Here is a 22,829-nt window from a genome sequence, read left to right as displayed (position 1 = left end):
TCACGCCCCGAACTGCCGGGCCGTCGCCAGCAGTCTCGCACGGAGCGAGGGCGAGGCGAGGAGGACGGCACCGTAGACGACGCCGCCCAGCAGCACCTGTGCGACGAGGCCGGGGAGCGTCGCCGGCGCGACGGTGCCGGCGACGACCAACACGCCGCCCATCACCGCCGCCGCGCCGGCACACCACGCGACCACGTCCGTCGGGAACGAGAGCGGGACGATGCGCCGGAGGAACCCGCCGAGGACGACGGTGTTGACCGCCATCGCCGTCCCGGTCGCGGCGGCGGCTCCGACGAGGCCGTACCGGGGTACCAGCAGGAGGTTCAGGACGACGTTCAGCGTCAGCGACGCCACCGTCGCGTAGGCGCCGACGTCGGGTCGGTCGACGGCCCGGACCGCCGCGTCAAAGACGTTGTTGACGGCGGCGACCAGTTTCTCGCCCATCAGCACGACGAACGCCGTCGCCGCCAGCAGGAACTCCGGTCCGAAGACGAGGCCGAGTAGCTGCTCGGAGAGCAGGGCGACGCCGACGAACGAGGGAATCACGAGGACGAGCGACGCGGCCAGTCCGTCCCGGACCGTCGGCGCGATGCGCGCTCGCTCGCCGCTGGCGTCCCACGCGCTCATCTGGGCGAAGACGGTGTTCGCGACGACGCCGCCGACGATGCCGGTCATCACCGTCACCCGCCACGCGAGCTCGTAACTGGCGACGTGGGCCCCAGAGAGGAACAGGCCGACGACGAGGATGTCCATCGTGTTGTAGACGTGGCCGCCCAGTCCCCAGACGCCGTTGAACTTCGCGTAGTCGACGAGCGTCCGCAGGTGCCGGACCGAGGGGCGGGCCAGCCCGGTCTCCATCCGGACGACGCCGGCAGCCAGCAACACGACGTAGCCGGCGACGAGGCCGTAGACCAGCGCCATCGCACCCGCGTCGAACTGGACGAGGACGACGGCGACGACGACGTACGTCGCCAGCCGCAGGAACTGGAGGACGGCCGTCTCGTCGGCCCGCAGCTCCGCCCGGAGGACGTGGACGGTGAGCATCGACAGCTGGTACAGCACGGCGGCGACCAGGAGCGGGACCACGACCCGTGCGCCGACGTAGCCGTTCACAACGCCCCGGAACGGGACGACGAGGGCCGCGAGTCCAAGCAGGAGGCCACCCTTGAGCAGGAGCGCCGCCGCGAGGAGCGCGTCGGCGTCCCCGCCCTCGCTGATGCGTTTCTCGACGGCCCCGTTGATGCCGAAGTCGGCGAACGTGCCGAGCGTACTCAGCACGGCCTCGAACAGGAAGAACACGCCCAGTGCCGTCGCGCCGAGCGCGCCGGCGAAGTACACCGTCGACCCGAACCCGACGACGACGCCGACGATTTCGAGCGCCAGCAGGAGGCCGCCCGCTCTGGCGAAGTTCAACCGCCGGGGCATCGTCGGGCGGCCGACGGACCCGGCGGGGCGGTCGGCGTCTCGGGTCATCGTGGGGTCCGTTCGAGTGCGAGCGCGGGCCCGGGACTGTCGACCACCATCACGGCATCACCCGCGCGACCAGTGTCCGGGCCAGCGCGAGGGCCGTCGACGGGTGGGGCGAGATACGGAGCGCCCGCATGAAGTAGGCGACGGCGCGGTCGTACGCCCCCGCTCGGTGGTAGGCCCGCCCGACGGTCGTGAACAACTGGACGTAGTAGATGTCGGTGTACGGGTGGGCTGCCGGCACCCGCTGGTCGACCAGATAGCCGAACCGCTTGGCCTGTTCGAGGTACTCCTCGACGGGCAGTCCCGAGGCCATCATGCTCCGGTCGTGGCGGCGGCGGGTGAACAGGTCCGGACAGAGACAGACGCCCGCCTCGGTCGCGGCTTCGAGGACGTACAGCGTGTCCTCGCCGCGGCGGAGCGAGGACTCGAACCGGACGCCGACCCGGTCGGTGTCGACGAGGATGGCCGACGTGACCTCGTCCAGGTCGCCGACGAACGCCTCGTAGACGAACTCGTCGAGGGTCATCGGGTCGCCGGCCAGACAGAGGCCCGCGCCCGTCTCGGCCATCCGTTCGAGCTGCCGGTCGAGTTTGTCCGGTTCCCAGAGGTCGTCGGCGTCGAGGAAGGCGACGTACCGCGTCGCGGCGCGGTCCAGACCGGCGTTGCGGGCGTCCGCGGGGCCGGTGTCGACGTCGTCGACGACGAGCAGTTCGGTCGGCACCGTCTGTGCGGCGACGGTCGCCTTCGCCTCTTCGAGCATCTCAGCCGGCGTGTACTGCGGACTGTACGGGACGACGACCGAGACGGTCGGGTCGGTCACCATTCGGCCATCACCGTCCGGTGGATCTCGTTGAGGCGCTCGGCGTGGCGGTGCCACGTCCACTGCTGGTCGAGCAGTCGCTGGTGGCCGGCGGCCCCCATCTCGCGCAGTCGCCCGGGGTCGTCGAGGAGGTGGTCCAGTGTCGCGGCGAGCGTCTCCGGGTCGTGTGGGGGGACCAGCACGCCGGTCTCGCCGTCGACGACCATCTCCGGGATGCCGCCGACCGACGAGGCGACGACCGGCGTCTTCGCGGCCATCGCCTCGTAGATGACCGTCGGCCGCCCCTCGGCCCAGCTGGGGTGGACGAGCACGTCGGCGGCTATCTGCCAGCGCCGCAGCGCCACGGGGTCGAGCTGCCAGAACGACCGGGTGGGGTGACGGAGCTTGCCGAGGCGGTCCAGGAGCCACCACCGGAGGTCGCCCTCGTGGCCGACGGTCACGAGCATCACGTCCTCCCGGTCTAAGGCGTCGACGGCCGCGACGAGTTCCTTCAGGCCCTTCTCCTCGGCGTAGGCGCCGACCGACAGCAGCACCGTCGTCTCCGGGCCGATGCCCAGTTCGTCGCGGATCTGCTCGCGCCGGTCGGTCGGGAACCGCGACGGGTCCTCGCCGATGGGGACGGTCCGGATCTTCGACTCCGGGACGAACTGGGCGGCGCGGGTCGCGAGTTCGTCGCTGACGACGACGATTCGGGCCGCGTACGCCAGCGTCTCGCGGATGCGGGCCTGCGCCTGCTCGTTGAACGACTCGTAGTTGTGGAGGTCGACGGCGTGGCTGTTGACCACCAGCGGCAGGTCGTGCCGGCGGCAGTACCGCAACATCCCGTAGCCGTCGAGGTAGATGTCCGAGGTGTGGACGACGTCGTGGGGCGTCTCGAAGGTGCGCTCGACGTACCTCGTGACGCGCTTCTGGAGCGAGTCGCCCGAGACGTGGTAGAAGTACCGCTTCGGCACCGCGTAGAGGAACCGGGGGTAGTGGGCGACGTAGGTCCCCCAGCGTTCGGTCCGGGGGACCCGCGAGTACTCGGAGTAGGAGCCGACCGGCGGGGCGAACGGCGTCGGCACCACCACGTCGAGGTCGGCGGCGGTCCGGTTCAGCGCGTCGAACGACCGGTGGTTGAACGGCGACCGGACCGGCAGGGCGTGGCTCTGGTGGTGGATGCAACAGGCCAGCACGCGGTAGGGGTCGCCGATGGCACCGTCCGACGCGCTCATCCGCTCCGACCCCCCGCCAGCGACCGGAGACCCAGCACCGACCAGAACGCCAGTCGGGCGAGGTCTTTCGGCCGCGTGACCGTCTCCCAGTCGAGGTACTCGGCGGCCTCGCCGAACCGTCCCTCGGCGAGGTAGTGCCCGACCAGACCCATCCGGTGGACGCGCCGGACCGGGACGCCTTCGGCCTCCAGTTCGGCGACGAGGGCGGCGTTCCGGTCGAGGTACCGGCGGTCGTTCTCGACGTAGGTCGCCGCGGGCGCGTCGCCGGTGAAGTGGGTCAGCGCGAGCGGTTCGTCCACGTACGCGAGGTTCCCGACGGCGAGGACTCGCAGGACGAGGTCCCAGTCCTCATACGCCGAGAGGCCCTCGTCGAACCCGCCCGTCGCCTCGAAGACGCGCCGCTCGACCACGAGTGTCGACCCCGGACCCATGAACACCTGCATCGCGAGCAGCGACGCGGCGAGTTCCCGCCCGCCCTCGCGGGGCGCAGCGCCACGGAACAGGCGGTCAGAGACGGCCGCGGCGACACGCCCCAGCAGGGAACTACCGGACGTCGCGACGTCGCAGTAGGCACCGACCCACCCCTCGCCCCGGGCGTCGATAGCGGCGAGCTGGCGCTCTAGCTTCCGCGGCAGCCACTCGTCGTCCGAGTCGAGGAAGGCGACGTACTCGCCGCGGGCCGCCTCGACGCCGGTGTTGCGGGCGGCGCTCACGCCGCGGTTCGTCTCGTGGGCGAGGTAGCGAACCCGGGGGTCGTCGTACCCCTCGACCACCGCTCGCGTGTCGTCGGTCGAGCCGTCGTCGACGACGAGGACCTCGATGTCAGCGACGGTCTGTGCGAGGGCGGTGTCGACGGCCCGGCCGACCATGTGACCCCGCTGGTAGGCCGGAATCACGACGCTCACGCGGGGGTCAGACACGCATGACCTCCCGGTGTATCTCGGTGAGGCGCTGGGCGTGGCGCTTCCACGTCCACTGCTGGTCGAGCAGCCGCTCGAGGCCCGCTGTGCCCATCTCGCGGAGTCGCTCGGGGTCGTCGAGGAGGTGGTCCAGCGTCGCGGCCAGCGTCTCGGGGTCGTGTGGGGGGACCAGCACGCCGGTCTCGCCGTCGACGACCATCTCCGGGATGCCGCCGACGTTCGACGCCAGCACCGGCGTCTCGGCGGCCATCGCCTCGTAGATGACCGTCGGGCGGGCCTCGAAGTGGCTGGGGTGGACCAGGAGGTCCGCGGCGACGTGGAGACGCCGGACGGCGATGGGATCGAGCTGCCAGTAGGCGTGGGCCGGGTGGCGCAGTTCGCCCAGCCGGTCGAGGAACCACCAGTGGAGCGCCCCGCCGTGGCCGACGGCGGCGACGGCGACGTCGTCGCGGTCCAGCGACTCGAGGGCGGCGACGAGGTCGCGGACGCCCTTCTCCTTCTCGAAGCGACCGACGAACAGGAGCAGTTTCGTCTCCGGGGCGATGCCGAGTTCTCGGCGGATGGCCTCGCGCCGGTCGGTCGGGTAGTTCTCCGGGTCCTCGCCGATGGGCAGCGTCGTGACCTTGCTCGCCGGCGCGAACCGGCGGGCCACGGCGCTGAGTTCGTCGCTGACCGTGAGGACGGCCGAGCAGTAGTCGATGGTCTCGCGGATGTGTGACTGGACAGTGTCGTTGAACCGGTCGAAGTTCTTCAGGTCGCCGGCGTGCGAGAGCGCCACCAGCGGGATGTCGTGGCGTTTGCAGTACTCCAGCGTGGCGTAGCCGTCGAGGTAGAACCCGCAGGCCTGTACCACGTCGTGGGGCGTCTCGAACGTCTCCTCGACGTACTTATTCACGCGCTTCCGGGCGGAGTTGCCCGAGACGTGATAGAAGTACCGCTTCGGGAGCATGTAGAGGAAGCGCGGGTAGTGGACGCGGTAGGACCCCCACTGTTCGGTCTTCGGGACGTGGCGGTACTCGGAGTAGGGGCCGACGGGCGGGGCGAACGGCGTCGGCGACACCACGTCGAGGTCGACGCCGGTGGCGTTCAGTGCGTCGAACGAACGGTGGTTGAACGGGGTGCGGACCTGGAAGACGTGGTTCGGGTGCTCGGTCGCACAGCCGAGGACGCGGTAGGACGGTCCGCCGTCCGACCCCGCGACTGGATTGCTTCGAGATATCGGGTCGTCTGACATGAGGGCTGGATGTGATGTCACCCGCGCCGCACCGTGTGGACCGGGAGACGGTATGTACGTCCTACTGTATCGCCGAGCGGGATGTTATGCTTTCCGGGGCGGGGCTATCGGAGACGAGCGGACCGGTGGCACCGATAGGATTATTCGCCGCGGAAGCGACTGCATACCCGTGTCAGTACAGGGAGACGACGGTGTGGCACCGATGGTGTCCGTCGTCGTCGTGACGTACAACTCCGAGGGGACGGTCGGCGAGACGCTCACGTCGCTGGACAGACAGACGTACCCGGACGACCGCTACGAGGTGCTCGTCGTCGACGGCGGGTCGACGGACCGGACGGCGCAGATTGCCGACCGTCACGGCGCCGAGTGGCTCGTCGCCGAGGGCGCGACCATCGGCGAGTGCCGGAACCGCGGCGTCGACGCTGCCACTGGCGAGTACGTCGCCTTCACCGACTCCGACTGTGCCGTGCCGGCGACGTGGCTCGACTCGCACGTCGAGCGAATCGAAGCCTACGCGGACGACGAGTCGGTCGTCGGCGTCGGCGGGCCGAACCGCCCGTTCCCGGACGACCCGGCCTTCGCGAAACTGGTCGGGAGTCTGCAGGGCACCGTCTTCGGGTCCGGCGGGTCCCCGCAGTCCCACGCCATCGACGAGGTCCGCCGGGTGCGGTCGGTCGCCGCCTGCAACGTCCTCTATCGGGCCGCGGTGTTCGAGGAGTTCCGGTACGACGACGCCGTCAACGTCGGCGAGGACGCGGAGTTCCACTTCCGTCTCTCCGAGGCCGGCTACCGGTTCGCCTTCGACCCGGCTATCGCCGTCTCGCACCACCTCTCGGCCGACTTCGGCGCCTTCTGCAAGAAGAGCCGGTCGTACGGCTACGCGATGGCCCGCATCCAGCGCCGGCACGGGCGAGTGATACGGTGGTACTCCGCGCTCCCGTCGCTGGCGCTCGGCGGCGGGACCCTCGCCGCACTGGCCGACCTCCGCGCCCGGAGGGCCCGCTGCGTCCCGCTCATGCTCGTCGCGTTCCTCCTCGTCAGCGGTTACGCCACGGCGCAGGTGTACCGCGACCGGCGGAGTCCGCTGGCGCTGCTGGTCCCGGTGCTGCTCGCCGCGCAGTACTGTCTCTACGGCGTCGGCTTCCTCGAGGGGCTGACGACGCCGGACCCGGTGCCACAGGACCTGCCGTAGCGGGGTCAGGCCCGGTAGATGCCGATGGCCCAGTGGTGCTCGCCGAGCACCTGATAGCCGAGGCCGAGGTTACCGTCGACCGCACAGTGCCAGCCTTCGCCGTCGAACCACGGGTCGACCTGGTGCATCGCGCCGGAGTTCCACCCGAGGCCGCCGGTCCCCGCCACGGCGGGCGAGTCGTCGCGCTCTTCGTCGTCGTAGCTCGTCGGCGTGAGGTCGGTGATCTCGTAGAGGCGCACCCGCTCCCCGTAGCGGTCGGCACAGTCCTGATAGAACGCGAGGACCCGGTCCTCGAAGACGATGGGGCGGCCGCCGGGTCGGGCTGCGCGGGCCCGCCCCTCGACGACGGGGTTGTCCTCGTGTGGCGTCCAGTCGGCCGATTCGAGGTCGTCGCTGTAGTAGGCATAGAGGTCGACGCCGTCGCCGAGCAGCCCCCACCAGCGCCCCTCCCAGCGGAAGGGACTGAAGTCGTGCAGCGGCGTCGCCGGCTGGACGAGGTCCGCGACGGGAGTCCACTCGTGGGGGAACGACTCGGCGCGGTAGAGGGTCACGCCGGCAGGCCCCCGCGCCTTGGCCCAGCGGTCGGGCACCATGTAGTGGTCGCCCTCCCAGCGGAAGACGTAGGGGTACGACAGGTGTTCGTCGGTCTCGAGCACCACGCGGTCGTAGGTCCAGTCGTAGCCGTCCGCGCTCTCGGCGTGGGCGATAGCCGCCGAGGGGTCGCGGTTGTGGGTGTACACCTCGAAGAACAGGTGCCACTCGCCGGCCTCAGTGACGAACAGGAACGGGTCGGCCACGCAGTCGGTCCGGCCGAAGTCGGTGACGTCGGCGGCGGTGAGGACCGGATTGAGGTCACCCGCCGGCTGGAACAGCGACGGTGCGCGGTCGGCGTCAGTGGGGTAGGTCGGTACCGTCGGGCCGTCGTAGCGGCCGGCGACGTCGACTGGGTCGGGACGCCGGCGTGCCGTTGGTTCGCGCATGTGGATGCGTTCGCCGGTGTGCCACGCTGTCCGCTCGAGGAGCGTCGACTTCGCGAGCACCCGTCGGAGGCCACTCACTGCGGGGTCGACTCGGGTGCGGGCGTGTGCGAGCAACCGGGTCCGCGCGGGGTCGTCGGCCATAATCGATGCCTACCACTCCGCCGTGGGGCCACTTAACGACATACGGCGCCGTCCGGGTCAGAACCCGGTCCCCGCCGTGCCGAGCGCCCGGAGCCCGCCGGTATTGCCGTCGCCGTGGGTGACGGTGACGTCTTCTGGGGCGCCCTGGTACAGCGACGGCGCGCCGGGGTCGCCCGCGGCCGAGAGGTTGACGACGTTCGAGGCGATGTCCGCGTCGGCGCCCAGTTCGATGTACGGGCCGAGTATCTTCCGGGCCGGCCCGCGGCCGTTGTAGCTGTCGTACCCCAGCTCGTACACGTAGTCGGCCGTGCCGGTGACGTGTTTCACCGTGTCGACGACGGCCGACCCGTGGCCGAACAGTCGCACGATCGCGGGCGGACTGGTCGGATTGGTGGTCGGTTCCCAGTGGACGTTGCCGAACTCGAGGACGCTGTCCCACGTCTGGTGGACGGCCACGCCCGCGGACCCGCCCATCGTGAGGTAGTCGACGGTCTGGGTGCCGCCCCGGGAGAAGAACACCGTCGTGTTCTGCCCGCTGACGGTGGCGCTGGGGTAGGCGGCGATGGTGCCGAACCAGTTGGCCGGGCCGTACCACGAGCGGAACTCGAAGAGGCCGTCCTGGTCGCCGGCGTCGCACTCGTAGATGGTGAGCTGGTCGTGCCGGCACTGGAACGGGCCGACGCCCTCGTCGACGCGGTAGACGGCGTTGTTCCAGCCCCAGCACAGCAGGTGGCCGACCTGCAGGTCCTGCGTGTCCCTGTTCGCGTGGTGGATGGCGACGCCGGTCGGTCCCGTGCCGGCCGGCCCGTTCAGCGCGAACCCGTCGAGTTTGACGCGGTCCGCGCCCGCACCCCGGTCGAACAGGATGCCGTCGGCGCTCCGGTCGGTGATGGCCACCTTCGATATCTCGACGCCGAGGCCGAGTATCTGGGTCTCCTCGTAGGGGCGGATGGGCCCCGTCTCCTCGACGACGCCCGCCGGAAGGTGGACCTCGCCGCCGCCGTTGGCCGCGACGAGGTCCAGTGCGTCCTGGACCGGCGTGTCGGTCCCAGCGGGATCGACGGTCTGCGGGTCGGCGAGGTTGCGCCCGACGGCGACGACGAAGCCGTCGAGCAGCAGCGAGGTCACGCCCGAGCTCTCGACGGCCGTGCCGTCACCGGAGCCACCGTCGCCGATGGTACCGAGCTGCGTCCACGACCCGCCGTCGCCGATGTAGACGTTCCCGGTGTCCGTCGCGAGGAACTTCGCGCCGGCCTTCGGGACGTAGTTCGACCGGTCGGCGTCGGCGTCGCGTATCTCGACGTCCGTGTCGATGCGTTCGAAGTTGCGGTTCAGCGGTTGGTCCCAGTCCAGCGTACCGGCGGCCGGGGTCTCGTATTGGTGATTGTCGGTCATGGTCAGTTGTCGACGATGCCGCCGTAGCCGTGGCTCCCGTAGCCGGACTCGCCGAACTCGTCGTTTGGAATCGGTGTCAGTGTGGGTGTTGCAGTCGCTGTCTCGGTCGCGGTGGGGGTCGCCGTCGCCGTGGGCGTCGGCGTCGGGGTGGGCGATAGGGCCGCCCCGTCGTACAGCGACGCGACCGCGGTGGCGGTCAAGGCGGTGTCGTAGACGCGGACGTCGTCGATGGCCCCCTCCATCCCGTAGTAGGTGGTGTAGCCGTTGTCGCCGCGGCCGACGAACAGCGAGCGGTCGCTGTGGACCACCGCGCCCGACTGGGAGGTGTCGCGGTCGACCATCTCGCCGTCGAGGTAGAGCACGAGCACGTCACCGTCCCACGTGAGCATGAGGTGGTGCCACTCGCCGTCGTGGGTGTGGACGCCCCGGGGGTTGACCGCGGCCCGGCCGCTCTCGACGGCGACGTGGCCGCGGATGCTGTTTTTGCGCTGGACGTCGACGGCGTACCCCTCGTCGCCGAAGCGGGCGTCGGCCTTCTGGAGGAGCGTCTGGCTCTTCGCGCCGCTGGTCGTCCGGTACCACCCGCCGAAGGAGAGTTCCGCCGCTGGTCGCAGCGCGGCCGCGTCGGCCACCTCGACGTAGTCGTCGTCGCTCGACCCGAACTCGATGCCCGAGGTGTCGAACACGCCGGTCGTATCGAGGGTCGGCGACCCGCGGAGGAACCCGTCTGCGGCCCCGACGGCGTCGGCGACGACGGTCCCGTCCGTCTCCTCGAACCGCCAGCGGGCGACGGCTGCCGGACCGGTGTCCTCGGTGGGCGTTGGGGTCGGGGTTGGCGTGGGCGTTGGCGTCGGCGTCGCTGTCGGCGTCTCCGTGGGCGTCGGCGTGGGCGTTGGCGTTGGCGTCGCTGTCGGGGTTGGCGTAGGCGTCGGAGTCGCTGTCGGCGTCTCCGTGGGCGTTGGCGTGGCCGTGGGTGTCGCTGTCGGCGTCTCCGTTTCGGTAGGCGTCGGGGTCGGAGTGGGCGTCGGTGTCGCCGTCGCTGTCTCGGACACCCCCTCGTAGAGGTCCGTCACCTCGCTCGCCGACAGTGCGCGGTCGTAGACGCGCACGTCGTCGACGGCCCCGTCCATCCCGTAGTAGGTGGTGTAGCCGTTGTCGCCGCGGCCGATGAACAGCGACCGGTCGCTGTGGACGACGGCGCCCGACTGGGAGGTGTCACGGTCGACCTCTTCGCCGTCGAGATACAGGACGAGAGCACTTCCGTCCCACGTCAGCAGGAGGTGGTGCCACGCGCCGTCGTGGGTGGCGACGCCCCACGGGTTCACCGACGCTCGCCCGCTCTCGACGGCGACGTGGCCGCGGACGCTGTTGTCGGTCTGGACGTCGACGGCGTAGCCCTCGTCGCCGAAGCGGGCGTCGGCCTTCTGGACGACCGTCTGGCTGTTCGCGCCGCTGGTCGTCCGGTACCACCCGCCGAAGGAGAGTGTCGCGGGACGGAGGGGCCCGGCGTCGGCCACCTCGACGTAGTTGCCGGACCCCGACAGGAAGTCGTAGGCCGTCGAGTCGTGGACGCCGGGGACGCCCTGTGTCGGTGCGCCGCGGATGGCGCCGTCGTTGCCGCCGACGGCGTCGGCCGCGGTCGACCCGGTCCCGTCGAGCGCCCAGCGGGCCACGAGGCCGTCGCTGGGTCCCGACAGCGACAGCGCGAGCGGTGCGAACACCGCCGATTCGACGCCTCCGGTGACGAACCACGGCACTCCGCCGTAGCCGAGACGCCGATAGCCATCCGGGCGCTGTCCGAGGCACCCGGCGATCGACGCCGTCCCGAGTGCGGCCCCGGTAACCTTGAGCAGCGACCGCCTCGAGAGGTCGTACTCGCCCGGTCCCTCGTCTGTCGGTGGGTCTGGTGCCATCTTCGTATCGATTAGTTACCAGCAAATATACCCTTTTCTACTACTGTTGTCGAACTACGAGGTCTACTGTCGGGTCGGAGTCGACGTCCGCAGCTCGGGAAGTGGTCAGGGAGGCGTCAAAACGCCCTTACTCGACGGTGACGCTCTTCGCGAGGTTACGCGGTCTGTCGATGGGGCGGGCCTTGCTGTCGGCGACGTAGTAGGCGAACAGCTGGAGGTAGACGTTCGCCGCGAGCGGCTCCAGCAGGCCGAGGTCGGGGACGTCGAACCCCACCTCGTAGTCGCCCTCTCGGCCCGACTCGGAGGCGATGGCGATGACCGGTGCGCCGCGTGACTGGACCTCCTTGACGTTGTTCTGGGTCTCCTCGGGCCGGGCGCCGTCGGTGAGGACGGCGAGCACGGGCGACGCCTCGGTGACCAGCGCCAGCGGCCCGTGTTTCAGTTCGCCCGCGGGGAACCCCTCGGCGTGGTCGTAGGAGATCTCCTTCAGCTTGAGCGCGCCCTCCAGCGCGACCGGGTTGGCGAACCGCCGACCGATGAAGAAGAACGCCTCGCCGCCCGCGTAGGCCTCCGCCACCTCGCGGACCTCCTCGTCGCGGTCGAGCGCCTGCTGGACCGCCCCCGGGAGCGCCTGCAGGTTCGAGAGCAGTTCCCGGCCCTGTACGGGGTCGAGTTCGCCCCGCGTGTCGGCCACGTCTATCGCGAACATGGCGAGGCTCACCACCTGCGAGGCGAACGTCTTGGTCGCGGCGACGCCGATCTCGGGGCCGGCCTGGATGTACAGCGCATCGTCGCACTCGCGGGCGACGGTGCTCCCGACGGTGTTGGTGACGCCGAGCGTCCGGATGCCGGTCCGTTTCGCCATCCGCAGCGCCCGGAGGGTGTCGGCCGTCTCGCCGCTCTGACTGACGCCGACGACGAGCGTCCGACCCGGGTCCCGGCCGCTGCCGACGGTGTACTCGCTGGCGTACTCGACGGTCGCGCGCACGTCCGCCAGCGTCTCCAGCAGCTGCTTGCCGTACAGACAGGCGTGGTAGGAGGTGCCACAGGCGACGAGCTGGATCTCGTCGAGGTCGTCGAGGAAGGACCGAGACAGCGAGAGGTCGAGGTCGACCCGTTCCTCGGTGGGGTCGATGCGACCGGCGACGGCCTGCCGAAGCGCCTGTGGTTGCTCGTGGATCTCCTTGAGCATGTAGTGCTCGTAGCCGCCTTTCTCGGCGGCCTCGGCGTCCCACTGGATGGTGTGGACCGCCCGCTCGACGGGGGCGCCGTCGTGCCAGACGTCGATGCCGTCCCGCGTCAGGCGCGCGACGTCGCCGTCCTCCAGATACGACACCTCGCGGGTGTGTTCCAGCAGGGGCGTCACGTCGCTCGCGATGAAGTTGCCGTCGCTTCCGTGGCCGACGACGAGGGGGCTGTTCCGGCGGGCCGCGACGATGCCGTCGTAGCCGGCCGCGACGACGCCCAGCGCGTAGCTCCCCTCGATGCGGTCGACGACGGCTGCGACCGCCGCCCGCAGGTCCGCGGTGCGTTCGAGTTCCTCCTCGACGAGGTGGGCGACGACCTCCGTGTCCGTCTCGCTGCGGAACGTGTGCTCGGGCAGCTCGGCCCGCAGGTCGTCGTAGTTGCCGACGATACCGTTGTGGACGACGGCGACCCGGCCCGAACAGTCGGTGTGCGGGTGGGCGTTGGCGTCCGTCGGTTTCCCGTGCGTGCTCCAGCGGGTGTGGCCGATGCCACACGTCTGGGGGGCCTCGGCGGGCAGGTCGAGGTCGGCGACGAGCCCGACCTGTTTGGTCACCGAGAGCGCGTCGTCGACGAGCGCCACCCCCGCCGAGTCGTAGCCGCGGTACTCCAGTTTCTGTAACCCCGACACCAGTCGTGGCTTGGCCGGTTCCGTGCCGACGTAGCCGATGATTCCACACATGATTACCCCCTCCGTATCGTGTCGCCGCTGTCGATTCGTCCCTCGAGGACGGTCCCGCAGTCGGCCAGCACCTCGCGGCCGACGACGGTGCCCGGCGCGACGGTGACGCCGCCCCGCAGGGTCGTCCGGTCGGCCAGTACCCCGCCGAGGCCCACGTCGTCGTGGACGGTGTCGCCGACGACGACCCGCGCCGGGCCGCCCTCGACGGTGGCGTTCGGCCCGACCGACACCGACTCGCCGACGATGCAGTCGTGGAGGACGGCGCCGTCGCCGATGCTCGCCCCGGCCATGACGATGCAGTTCGAGAGCGTCGCGTTCGGCCCGACGCGGACGTTCCGGCCGAGGGCCGTGCCCGGCAGGAGCGTCGCGTTCGGACCCACGGTGACGCCCTCGTCCAGCGCCACGTCGTTCGAGACGGCGGCGCTGTCGTGGACCTGTGCCCCGTCGCCGCCGTCGGCCTGCCCGCGGAGCAACGCGGCGTTCGTCGTCAGCAGGTCCCACGGGTAGGTGAGGTCCTGCCACGTGCCGCGGTGGAGCACCGCCGACAGCGCCCCCTCGTCGGCCAACCGCTGGAGCGTGGTCGCCATCCCGTAGTCCTGCTCTTCGGTCGCCTCGACGCCCCGGACGACGTCGAAGACGCCCGCATCGAAGACGTAGGCCCCGGCGTTGACGAGGAACGGTGGGTCGTCGGTCGGGTCCCGCGAGACGGCCACGACCGACTCGCCGTCCACGTCGACCGCACCGTACTCCGTCGGCCGGTCGGACTGCACGGCGGCGATGGTCGCCTGCCCGGTCCGCTCCCACCGCTCCAGCAGGTCGCCCAGCAGGTCGGCGTCGACCAGCTGGTCGCCGTGGAGCGCGAGGAAGGGGCCGTCGACGACGGACTCGGTCTGTGCCAGCGCGTGGGCCGCGCCGAGCTGGTGGTCCTGTACGACGTACCGTACCGGGACACCCCACTCGTCCCCGTCGCCGAAGTGGCTCTGGATGCGCTCGCGGGCGTGGCCCACGACGAGCACTATCTCGTCGGCGCCGGCTTCGACCGCGGCCTCCAGCACGGACTCGAGAATGGGCTGGTTACCGACTGGGACCATCGGTTTCGGCCGGCCCTCGGTCAACGGGCCGAGCCGCCGACCTTCGCCGGCCGCGAGTATCACTGCTTGCATGGCTCTACCGTCCCGATAAGCATGACTTACCGGTAGTCGCCGACCGGCATATAGGTTGCTCCGGTCCGGTAGGCGCCGACAAACGGTTAAATGCGTTCGGGCCTTCTTCGGTGCATGAATCGACGGAACGAGGGTGGTGCGGGGTCCTCCCGACGAGTCTTCCTGCGGACGCTCGGTGCGGTCGGGGCCGCCAGCGCACTCGCCGGGTGTTCGTTCGGGGCGCGCGACGACGCCAGGGACGGGGGCGACGGCGACGGTGGCGACACCGCCGACGGCGGCGATGGCAGCGACAGCGGCGGGTCGACCGGCAACTTCTTCGAGCAGGGACCGACAATCGGCGTCGAGGAGGTCGCGACCGGCCTCGTCTCTCCGACGGCCCTCGTGACGGCCGACGACGGTATCGACCGGCGATTCGTCGTCGACCAGACTGGTGTGGTGTACGTCCACGACGCCGACGGTCTCCGCGAGGAGCCGTTTCTGGACCTCTCGGACCGACTGGTCGCGCTCGGCGTGGACCTCCCGAACTGGGTGGCCTTCGACGAGCGCGGACTGCTCGGACTCGCCTTCCACCCCGAGTTCGCCGACAACGGCCTGTTCTACGTCCGGTACAGCACGCCCGCGACCGACGACGAACTCGACCACCGGGAACGGCTCTCGGAGTTCCAGGCGACGGCCGACGGAACGCGGGGCGACCCCGACACCGAGCGAGTGCTACTGGACCTGCCGTGGGAACGGCCTATCCACCAGGCCGGGACGATAGCGTTCGGTCCCGACGGCTACCTCTACGCGGCGCTGGGCGACGGATTGAACCCGTTCAACGGGCAGGACCTGACGGGCAACCTCAAGGGGAGCGTCCTCCGCCTCGACGTCGACGGCCGCACCGGCGACCTGCCCTACGGCATCCCCGCGGACAACCCGCTGGTCGGGACGGACGGCCGCGACGAGCAGTACGCGTGGGGCCTGCGGAACCCGTGGAAGATGGCCTTCAGCGGTGACCGACTCGTCCTGGGCGACGTCGGGCAGGCGACCTACGAGGAGGTCGACGTCGTCGAGAAGGGCGCCAACTACGGATGGCCGCTGAAGGAGGGGTTCCACTGTCACGACCCGCAGCTGGGGACCAGCGAGGACGGCGAGTGCGTCGTCAAGTCCGACCGCGGCGAACCGCTCGTCGACCCGGTGCTGGAGTTCCCGCACTTCGACGCGGACGGGTACCCCGTCGGCTTCGCGGTCATCGGCGGCCACGTCCACACCGGGAACGTCGACGCACTCAGCGACGAGTACGTCTTCGGCGCGTTCACGAGCTCGTTCACGGAGGCCGCCGGCCGCATCGTCGCCGCGACGCCGCGGGACAGCGGTCGCTGGCCGATGCGCGAGGTGCAGGTCGAGGGCGGGCTGGACATACAGGTGCTCTCGTTCGGACAGGACGGCGACGACAGCTACGTCCTGGGGACCAGAGCGGCGCTGGCCGAGAACCCGCTCTCGAAGCGCGAGGGCGTGGTCTACCGGCTCACCGGTTAGAGGACGCCGACCGACTCGTACCAGTCGATGGTCTCGGTCAGCGCCGACTGCCACGAGCGCTGGCGCACCGGTGCCTGTTCGGTCAGGGCCTCACGGACCGTCCCGAAGTCTCCGCGTTCGAGGAAGCCGTCACCGGGCACCGGCGAGACGCCGACCCGGTGGAGCAGGTCCAGCGTCGGCTTGACGACCCAGCGGGTCACGCCGTAGGGGACGCCGACGACGCGGCAGTTCCCCGGTGCGTGTCGGGCGATGGTCCCCAGCACCTGCCGGTTCGTGAGGTTCGGGCCGGTGATCAGGTGCCGACCCGTCGCGTCCGCGTCCAGACAGTGCGCGATGCTCCCGACCACGTCGTCGACGTGGACGATGTTGTACTCGTCGTAGGTGTACAGCGGCGGCACCAGCACCCGGTTGGCCGCGACGGGCCGGACGTGTTCGTACCGGGTCAACCGGTAGTCCCGCGGGCCGAAGATGTACGTGGGGTACAGCGCCGCTACGCCGAAGGGGTGGTCCTGTCCGAACAGCAGGTCCTCCACCGCGACCTTCGAGCGCTGGTACGGCGAGCCCGTGTCCGCCGGCACCTCGGGGTGGGCGCCGACGGTGCTGAGGAAGACGACCGTCTCGACGTCGGCGTCGGCCGCCGCGTCGACCAACCGTTCGGTACCGCCGGCGTTCGTCCGCTCCATCTCCGCCTGTGCGTACACCGCGGCCGCGAGGTGGACGACCGAGTCGACCCCGTCCAGGGCCGCCGCGAGCGAACCGGGGTCCGAGAGGTCGGCCTCGACGGTGGCGACGCCGTCGGGGAGTCGGGCGGTCGACGCGCCCGGTCGGACCATCGCCACCGCTTCGCGGTCGTCGAGGGCGTGCAGGAGGTTCAGGCCGATGAAGCCCGTCGCGCCCGTGACGAGGACCGTCACCGCTCGGCCCTCCATGCGGCCCCGGTCCGCTCGTACACCGCGTCGACGACCTCGGCGACGGCGACGCCCCGCGCGGCGGGCGCGGCCGTCTCGGTGTCGCCCGCCGCGGCGTGGTCCGCGAAGTCGTGGATGCGGGCGGTGTGGGCGTCCTCGTCGCTGGCCGGGAACAGCGTCGCCACGCCGATGTCGACCAGCGGCAGGTCGCCGTGCTGGAACTCGATGGGGCGGCCGTGGACCTCGCCCTGCAACGTCTCGGCGTCCAGTTCCAGCCAGCCCTCGGTCCCGACGACGAGCACCCGCGTGACGCCGTCGGTCTGGGTCCACGTCGCCGAGATGTCCACCGGCACGCCGCCGATGTCGAGCGAGACGCGGGCGGTGTCCTCGACGGCGTTCCCTCGGAGGTGGCGCACGTCGGCGTCGGTCACCGTCGCGTCCTCCCCGAACGCCTCGAACAGGACGTCCAGCGAGTGCGGGAACAGGTCGCGGGCCACACCGCCGCCCGCGAGGTCGGGATTGTAGTACCACCCCTGCTGTGGCGGCGCCGAGTGGTGGGCGACGGTCACCTCGACGACGTCGCCGAGCAGGTGGTTCGACAGCATCTCGAGGGCGCGCTCGTAGTTCCGGTAGTACCGGTGGAGGTAGCCCACCTGCGTGACGACGCCCGCCTCCGTGGCCGCGTCGGCCATCCGGCGGGCGCTCTCGGCGGTCAGCGCCAGCGGCTTCTCACAGAGGACGTGACAGCCCGCCTCGACGGCGTCCAGGAAGATACCCTCGTGTGTACTCGGCGGCGTACAGATGCTGACGACGTCGAGGTCGTGGGCCGCGAGCATCGCCTCGGCGTCCGCGTAGCCCGGCACCGAGAGGTCCGCCTCGACGGTCGATCGCCGGGCGGCGTCCCGTTCGGCGAAGGCCACGACACGCGTGCGCGGGTGACTGGTGAAAGCCGGCACGTGGTAGTCGGTGGCCATCCAGCCAGCCCCGACGACGCCGACGGCCAGTTCGGTCATGGACTACCTCTCGCCCGTGGCGGAGATAAACCCATCCCTAGGCGCTGCTTACCACGGAACGGAGCGCCTTCCGGCCGAAGCATATAGTTAGGACGTACCCGCGCGAACGCTTACCGGATGACCGACCTCACGACTTCGGTCCACCGCTCTATCACCGAGGTCAAACAGGGGGAGTGGAACGCTATCGTCGCCCAGCAGTCCCGCACGGGGAGCGTCTTCGAGCGGTACGAGTGGCTGCAGGCCTACGAGGACGCGACCGACGCGTCAGCTCGGCACGTGCAGGTCCGCGCGAACGGGACGCTCGTCGGCGTCCACCCGGCGTTCGTCCGCTCGCTCCCGGGGACGCCGTTCCGGTTTCTCGGGCCGGCGAAACCGGGCTGCAACGGGGCGATGATTGCCACGGACGAGGCCGCCGTCTTCGACGCCATCGCCGACGAGCTGGCCACGCTGACGGGTGGACGGACCATCGGGCACCTGCTCAGGCCCGCCGGGGGCGACTCGCTGCGATACGCCAGCCGACTGCGCGACCGGGGCTACTTCCCGTCGGTGCGTGACTGCCAGTTCGTCCTCGACACCGACCGGCCGTGGGACGCCGTCGCCGCCGACCTCTCCCAGAAGAAACGCCGGAACCTCCGGAAAGCGGACGATGCCGGCGTCACCGCGACGAACGTGCCGGTCACGGCCGACAGTATCGACAGCTTCGCGGCACGCCACGCCGAGCACATGCACCGCCTTGACGGCGACGGCGCCTCGCCGGCGTTCCTGCGGGCGCTACTGGCGACCATCGGTGACCGTCTCGTGCTGTTCCGGGCGACTGGCGGGGACGGTGCCCCGGCCGGTGAACTGCTCGCGGTCCGTGACGACGAACGTGACTGTCTGTCCCTGCTCTTTCCGGCCTACGACCCGTCGAACTTCCAGCAGTTCCCCTCGGAGGTGCTCTACCGGGCGGCCATCCAGTGGGGCATCGACGCGGGGTACGGGACCTGCAACTTCGGCGAGACGACGCCGGACTTCGCGGACGGTACGTTCTCGTTCAAGACGGAGTTCGGTGGGCGCGCGGTCCCGACGGTGCGGTGGGAACGGGTCGCCTCGCTCGTCGGTCGGGTCCTCTACCTTCTCGGGAGTGACCGCGTCGTCGCGCACCTGTTCGGGCGCGCATTTGGCCGCCGACCCGGCGACTAGTCGACACGTTCCGCGGGCCTCGACTCACCCCGGGCGAGTGCCCGACTCGTCGCGGTCGTCTGGGGCTCGCTCAGCCGCTCGGAGGCATCAACCTCCGGAAGCCACTCGAACCCGGTGTGTTCGTGGCTCAGTACGACGTCCGCACGCTCGGTCGTGCAGTGGTAGTACACCGCGAGCCGGCCGTCACCGGCCTCGTTGTGCCAGGTGACCGTGTGGACCGGGTCGTGGACCGCGACCGCTAGCCCGGTCTCCTCCTCGACCTCGCGCCGGAGGCAGTCCGTCACGGCCTCGCCGTCCCGAATCCGTCCACCCGGCAGTTCCCACCCGCCGTCGCTCGCCCGACGGATGGTGAGGACCCGCCCGTCGGGCCGGCAGACGACCCCGCGGACGCTCACTGTCGCTTCGAGGAACTGCTCGTCCATACGTCCCGATTGCGAGAGGGGAGTGTCAGTCTACCGGTCCCCACGGCCAGCGTTCATTACCTTGCGGGGTGAACGTCCGACGATGTACTCCCGCGACCACGCGATTCTCTCCGTCCTCGCCGGCCTCGCTCTCGTCCTCCTGACCACGCCGCCGGTCCACCCTGCCGTGGTCGTCGCCGTCGCCGTCGCTCTCGGTGTCGGTATCGACTTCGACCACTTCCTCGTCGCGTATCTCAACACCGGGTCGGCCGAGAGTACCCGCCGGGTCCTCCGGAACCCGCGCCTCGCGTTCACCGGGCAGGACGACATCTTCGAGACGGCGGACCTCTCGAAGTTCCAGCGACTGCTCAGCCACGTCCTCCTGGCCGGCGTCGCCGTCGGGGGACTGTGGCTGGCCTCGGCCCCCTACTGGGCGCTCGTCGTCGGCGTCACGCTGTACGTCCACGTCGTGGCCGACCTCTACGCCGACATGGTGGAGACGGACGAGGCGAACCCGGTCGAGAACCTACGCGAGAGCTGGTGATCGACGAGCGGTTTGGATTCCGAACCCGGTCGGTTCCGGCCCCTGTGGACCGCTCTCGGAACTGCTCTACTGGAACGGCAGCTCGTTCGCCAGTCGCGCCTTTGGAACGCTAACCGCAACGGCATAGAGTCGTCCAGCCCAAGTAACGGCGACGCCCGCACGACGCTCGTACGCATCATGCTCCAACAGGGACTGCTCACCCAGCTCGCACAGGCCGCTAAACCAGTTCGGGCGACGCTCCAGCCCGTCCTCTCGGACCCGCGCGTGCTGCTCGTCTGGGCGCTCGTCGCCGTCGCGTCGGTCGGTGTCCTGTGGTGGGACATCAGCGCCAACAACCGCGCCCTGCCGTCGATGATGAAAGGTGTCTGGTCGCTCGTCGTCCTCTACTCCGGCCCCTTCGGGCTGGCCGTCTACTGGTACGCCGGTCGCACCCAGATTAGCGGCGACTCGCTGTGGCGCCGTGGCCTCCGGTCGACAGCCCACTGCTACTCCGGCTGTGGGGCCGGCGAAGTCGTGGGTATCCTGCTCGCTCAGGGCCTGCTCGGCCTCACCGTCGGGTGGGTCGCCGCCGTCACGTTCGGCTTCGCGTACACCTTCGGGTACGCGCTCACCGTCGGGCCGTTGATGCAGGAGGGCGTCGAGTTCTGGACCGCGATGCGCGACGCGCTGTACAGCGAGACGCCCTCCATCACGGTCATGGAAGTCGTCGCTATCGGGGCGGACCTCTTCGTCGCGGCGGAAGCCCACATCACCGACGTGCTGTTCTGGCTGGCGCTGGTGCTGTCGCTGTCGCTGGGCTTCCTCGCGGCGTTCCCCGTCAATCTCGCCCTGGTCAGCGTCGGCGTCAAAGAGGGGATGCAGAACCCCGCGGAGATGGGTCAGGGTTCGGCCAGCTGACCCGATTCCATATAGCGCGCAGCCGTTTACCTCTACGGCCGCGGTACCGCGCCAGTGCGATTCTGTTGGTTCGAACCCCGGACCCGTACTGACGCCGCTCCCGCAGTCACTCGTCCACGTCGCCTTCCAGCTTCTGGCCGATTGGCCGTGCCGCAGCTGACTCGACGTAGCCGACGGGCCGTCCCGTGGCACGTCCGGCCGGCCGATTCCGCTCGCCTCACCGTTGCAGCCGTCTCAGGACGACAGCGAACGCCCAGCAGCATCCGGAACAACGGTGTCCACGGAGTGTGCCACGCCGGTCGCGGACGACCTGCGAGTAAGTTCGGAACTCCCCCTTCTCCGGACCTGATCAGGGGGTCGCGGCGTCGGCGACGGCCACGCAGTCGCCGCTACGCAGACTCGTTCGGGCAACAGTACACGAGGGTGGCGGCGCCTTCTGCCGGAACGGCCGTCGCGTGGGCGCGACTCGATTCAGGGCAACGGACAGAGGCTCGCGGTCAGCACCGCTCGCTCGTCACTCTCGTTGTGTGCACCGTGGACCTGTCCGCGCTCGTTGAGGACGACACCGGGTGCGGTCACCGTCTCCGATTCGTCGTCCCGCTGGACGGTCACCGTCCCCTCGACGACGTGGAAGACGTTGGTCGCGCCGTCGTGTTCGTGCGGTTCGATGCGTCCGCCCGGGCCGAGGGCGAAGGCCTTGACGAGGACGTCGTCTGTCACGGCCAGTTCGCCGTCGACGACGTTCCCGGCCGCCGGGTCGGCGTCGAAGTTGCCGAGTAGTTCGAGCGTCATGGCCGGACCGTCGGCCCGCGCGAACTTAGCCGTTGGCTCTCTCCGCGTGATGGCCGAGAACCGTCGGCTCAGCCCTCCTCCTCTGCCGCTGACTCAAGATGGGGGTAGGCGCCGGACTGGAAATTTGATATAGCAACATATAGTTTACAAGTCAGCCGGCGAACGCCACTCAGGGCCGTCGCTCGTCGCGGGAACACCAGCAAAACGGGAAAACCGTGCTCAGTCGACGTGCTCGCTCAGCGCGTCGAACGAGTCGGTCGCCAGTGCATCGGCGATCGACTCGACGTCCACGTCGCCGACCTCCGCGGGGTACTTCCGCTGGAAGTAGCTCACGATGTTGTCCACGTCGCGTGCCAACAGGTCACGCGCGTTCTCGTGGTCGGTCGGCACCGCCTGTGGCCAGTCGAAGACGACGACCCCTTGGGTCGTGACGAAGACGTTGTACTCGCTCATGTCCGCGTGGACGAACCCCTCCCCGTAGGCGGTCTGCATCTCGTCCAGAACGAGCTCGAGTATCGGCACCACCTGCTCGGGTTCGAGGCCGGTACGGGAGAGCTCGACGCCGTCGACCTTCTCCATCACGATGGCGTGGCGGTTCGTATCGATGGGCTGGGGGACCGAGACGTCGGGATACAGCGTCTCCAGGGCCTCGTACTCCCGCTCGGCGGCCTTCCGGGCGGTGTAGAGCCACGAGACGTGGTCCCGGTCGGAGGTGTAGTCCCGCTCGCGCATCACCTCGCGGAAGTTGGTGTACCCCTCGCGGTGGTACTTCAGGGCCATGGGCTTGTAGGACTGCACTTCGTAGACGTCGCTCTCCTTGCCGACGCCAAGCGGCGCGCCGAACCCCTCGATCGTGTCTCGCTCGACGAAGGTGTGCAACGCGAGCGCGTCGTACCCCTCGAAGGTGAGTTTGAACCCCTCGTACTGGATGGTCTTTCGCTCGACGAGTTCCCGGTCCTCACAGCGGTCCAGCCGGTAGTCGACGTTCTCGGCGGACAGGCGGGAGAACTCCGTGAGCTTCTCGCGGTTGACGTACTCGGAGAACCGCATCCCCTGCTCGACGCCGGAGAGCAGGTGGAAGTCCTCCGGCTCCAGCTCCGGCATCACAGAGGCGACGTTCTGGACCATTAGCGGCTCATAATCGCCCGACTCGTAAAAGTTCGACGCGTCGGGCGTCTCACGTGGGTAAATCAAATAACGCTATA

The 22,829-nt window shown here is 70.0% G+C and carries 20 protein-coding genes; 5 read left to right on the top strand and 15 right to left on the bottom strand.

All coding sequences use genetic code 11. From position 1 onward, the window contains the following. The 5 genes from ACV7GQ_RS12930 to ACV7GQ_RS12910 are packed head-to-tail and all read right to left on the bottom strand — an operon-like array spanning position 1 to position 5,658. A complete protein-coding gene (locus ACV7GQ_RS12930; RefSeq protein ID WP_470310648.1) occupies positions 1-1,473 on the bottom strand; it encodes a lipopolysaccharide biosynthesis protein in 1,473 nt (490 codons plus the stop codon). Positions 1,474-1,522: 49 nt separating this feature from the next. Continuing rightward, entirely contained in the window at positions 1,523-2,293 is a 771-nt protein-coding gene (locus ACV7GQ_RS12925) for a glycosyltransferase (protein ID WP_470310647.1), read from the bottom strand. Further along, the gene (locus ACV7GQ_RS12920) at positions 2,287-3,504 is read right to left on the bottom strand and encodes a glycosyltransferase family 4 protein (RefSeq protein ID WP_470310646.1); all 1,218 of its coding nucleotides are present in this window, start codon (positions 3,502-3,504) and stop codon (positions 2,287-2,289) included. The genes ACV7GQ_RS12925 and ACV7GQ_RS12920 overlap by 7 nt, the downstream gene beginning before the upstream one ends. Further along, positions 3,501-4,424: a glycosyltransferase family 2 protein gene (locus tag ACV7GQ_RS12915; RefSeq protein ID WP_470310645.1), complete on the bottom strand. Its 924-nt coding sequence runs from the start codon at positions 4,422-4,424 to the stop codon at positions 3,501-3,503. Before ACV7GQ_RS12915 ends, ACV7GQ_RS12920 begins: the two co-directional genes overlap by 4 nt. After that, positions 4,417-5,658 carry a glycosyltransferase family 4 protein gene (locus tag ACV7GQ_RS12910; RefSeq protein WP_470310644.1) on the bottom strand — a complete coding sequence of 414 codons (1,242 nt, stop codon included), beginning with the start codon at positions 5,656-5,658 and terminating at the stop codon, positions 4,417-4,419. Before ACV7GQ_RS12910 ends, ACV7GQ_RS12915 begins: the two co-directional genes overlap by 8 nt. A 169-nt stretch (positions 5,659-5,827) precedes the next feature. Here ACV7GQ_RS12910 and ACV7GQ_RS12905 point away from each other — a divergent pair, with 169 nt between their 5' ends. Further along, entirely contained in the window at positions 5,828-6,850 is a 1,023-nt protein-coding gene (locus ACV7GQ_RS12905) for a glycosyltransferase (protein WP_470310643.1), read from the top strand. 5 nt (positions 6,851-6,855) lie between these two features. Here ACV7GQ_RS12905 and ACV7GQ_RS12900 read toward each other — a convergent pair whose 3' ends face one another. The 5 genes from ACV7GQ_RS12900 to ACV7GQ_RS12880 all read right to left on the bottom strand — a co-directional run bounded on the left by ACV7GQ_RS12900 (position 6,856) and on the right by ACV7GQ_RS12880 (position 14,369). Next, positions 6,856-7,971: a glucosamine inositolphosphorylceramide transferase family protein gene (locus ACV7GQ_RS12900; protein ID WP_470310642.1), complete on the bottom strand. Its 1,116-nt coding sequence runs from the start codon at positions 7,969-7,971 to the stop codon at positions 6,856-6,858. Positions 7,972-8,028: 57 nt separating this feature from the next. After that, positions 8,029-9,366 carry a hypothetical protein gene (locus ACV7GQ_RS12895; RefSeq protein WP_470310641.1) on the bottom strand — a complete coding sequence of 446 codons (1,338 nt, stop codon included), beginning with the start codon at positions 9,364-9,366 and terminating at the stop codon, positions 8,029-8,031. Between the two features lie 2 nt (positions 9,367-9,368). Continuing rightward, entirely contained in the window at positions 9,369-11,279 is a 1,911-nt protein-coding gene (locus ACV7GQ_RS12890; protein ID WP_470310640.1) for a LamG domain-containing protein, read from the bottom strand. Positions 11,280-11,406: 127 nt separating this feature from the next. Continuing rightward, positions 11,407-13,206, bottom strand: a complete 1,800-nt coding sequence (gene glmS / locus ACV7GQ_RS12885; RefSeq protein WP_470310639.1) for a glutamine--fructose-6-phosphate transaminase (isomerizing) — start codon at positions 13,204-13,206, stop codon at positions 11,407-11,409. 2 nt (positions 13,207-13,208) lie between these two features. Continuing rightward, positions 13,209-14,369 carry a sugar phosphate nucleotidyltransferase gene (locus ACV7GQ_RS12880; RefSeq protein WP_470310638.1) on the bottom strand — a complete coding sequence of 387 codons (1,161 nt, stop codon included), beginning with the start codon at positions 14,367-14,369 and terminating at the stop codon, positions 13,209-13,211. Between the two features lie 114 nt (positions 14,370-14,483). On the opposite strand from ACV7GQ_RS12880, the gene ACV7GQ_RS12875 reads away from it, so the two are divergent. Further along, positions 14,484-15,887 (top strand): PQQ-dependent sugar dehydrogenase, encoded by a 1,404-nt coding sequence (locus ACV7GQ_RS12875; protein ID WP_470310637.1) that lies wholly within the window; start codon positions 14,484-14,486, stop codon positions 15,885-15,887. Here the strand turns inward: ACV7GQ_RS12875 and ACV7GQ_RS12870 are convergent. Both ACV7GQ_RS12870 and ACV7GQ_RS12865 read right to left on the bottom strand, forming a co-directional pair. Further along, on the bottom strand, positions 15,884-16,816 hold the full coding sequence (locus ACV7GQ_RS12870) for an NAD-dependent epimerase/dehydratase family protein (RefSeq protein ID WP_470310636.1): 933 nt from the start codon (positions 16,814-16,816) through the stop codon (positions 15,884-15,886). The two genes, ACV7GQ_RS12875 and ACV7GQ_RS12870, sit on opposite strands and share 4 nt — an antisense overlap. After that, positions 16,798-17,808: a Gfo/Idh/MocA family protein gene (locus tag ACV7GQ_RS12865; RefSeq protein WP_470310635.1), complete on the bottom strand. Its 1,011-nt coding sequence runs from the start codon at positions 17,806-17,808 to the stop codon at positions 16,798-16,800. Before ACV7GQ_RS12865 ends, ACV7GQ_RS12870 begins: the two co-directional genes overlap by 19 nt. Positions 17,809-17,925: 117 nt before the next feature. On the opposite strand from ACV7GQ_RS12865, the gene ACV7GQ_RS12860 reads away from it, so the two are divergent. Continuing rightward, positions 17,926-18,990, top strand: a complete 1,065-nt coding sequence (locus ACV7GQ_RS12860; RefSeq protein ID WP_470310634.1) for a GNAT family N-acetyltransferase — start codon at positions 17,926-17,928, stop codon at positions 18,988-18,990. Here the strand turns inward: ACV7GQ_RS12860 and ACV7GQ_RS12855 are convergent. Continuing rightward, entirely contained in the window at positions 18,987-19,412 is a 426-nt protein-coding gene (locus ACV7GQ_RS12855; RefSeq protein WP_470310633.1) for an NUDIX hydrolase, read from the bottom strand. The two genes, ACV7GQ_RS12860 and ACV7GQ_RS12855, sit on opposite strands and share 4 nt — an antisense overlap. 82 nt (positions 19,413-19,494) lie before the next feature. Here ACV7GQ_RS12855 and ACV7GQ_RS12850 point away from each other — a divergent pair, with 82 nt between their 5' ends. Further along, complete coding sequence (locus ACV7GQ_RS12850; protein WP_470310632.1) at positions 19,495-19,935, top strand: hypothetical protein; 441 nt, start codon at positions 19,495-19,497, stop codon at positions 19,933-19,935. Between the two features lie 177 nt (positions 19,936-20,112). After that, on the top strand, positions 20,113-20,832 hold the full coding sequence (locus ACV7GQ_RS12845; protein ID WP_470310631.1) for a DUF4396 domain-containing protein: 720 nt from the start codon (positions 20,113-20,115) through the stop codon (positions 20,830-20,832). A gap of 471 nt (positions 20,833-21,303) precedes the next feature. Here ACV7GQ_RS12845 and ACV7GQ_RS12840 read toward each other — a convergent pair whose 3' ends face one another. Both ACV7GQ_RS12840 and ACV7GQ_RS12835 read right to left on the bottom strand, forming a co-directional pair. Next, positions 21,304-21,624: a cupin domain-containing protein gene (locus ACV7GQ_RS12840; RefSeq protein ID WP_470310630.1), complete on the bottom strand. Its 321-nt coding sequence runs from the start codon at positions 21,622-21,624 to the stop codon at positions 21,304-21,306. A 219-nt stretch (positions 21,625-21,843) separates the two neighbouring features. Next, a complete protein-coding gene (locus ACV7GQ_RS12835) occupies positions 21,844-22,752 on the bottom strand; it encodes a serine/threonine-protein kinase RIO2 (protein ID WP_470310629.1) in 909 nt (302 codons plus the stop codon). Positions 22,753-22,829 lie beyond the last annotated feature (77 nt).

It is taken from the genome of Haloarcula sp. MBLA0163 (assembly GCF_055632435.1).
The sequence above is the reverse complement of the archived record's forward strand: the minus strand, read 5'-3'. Positions and strand labels throughout refer to the sequence as shown.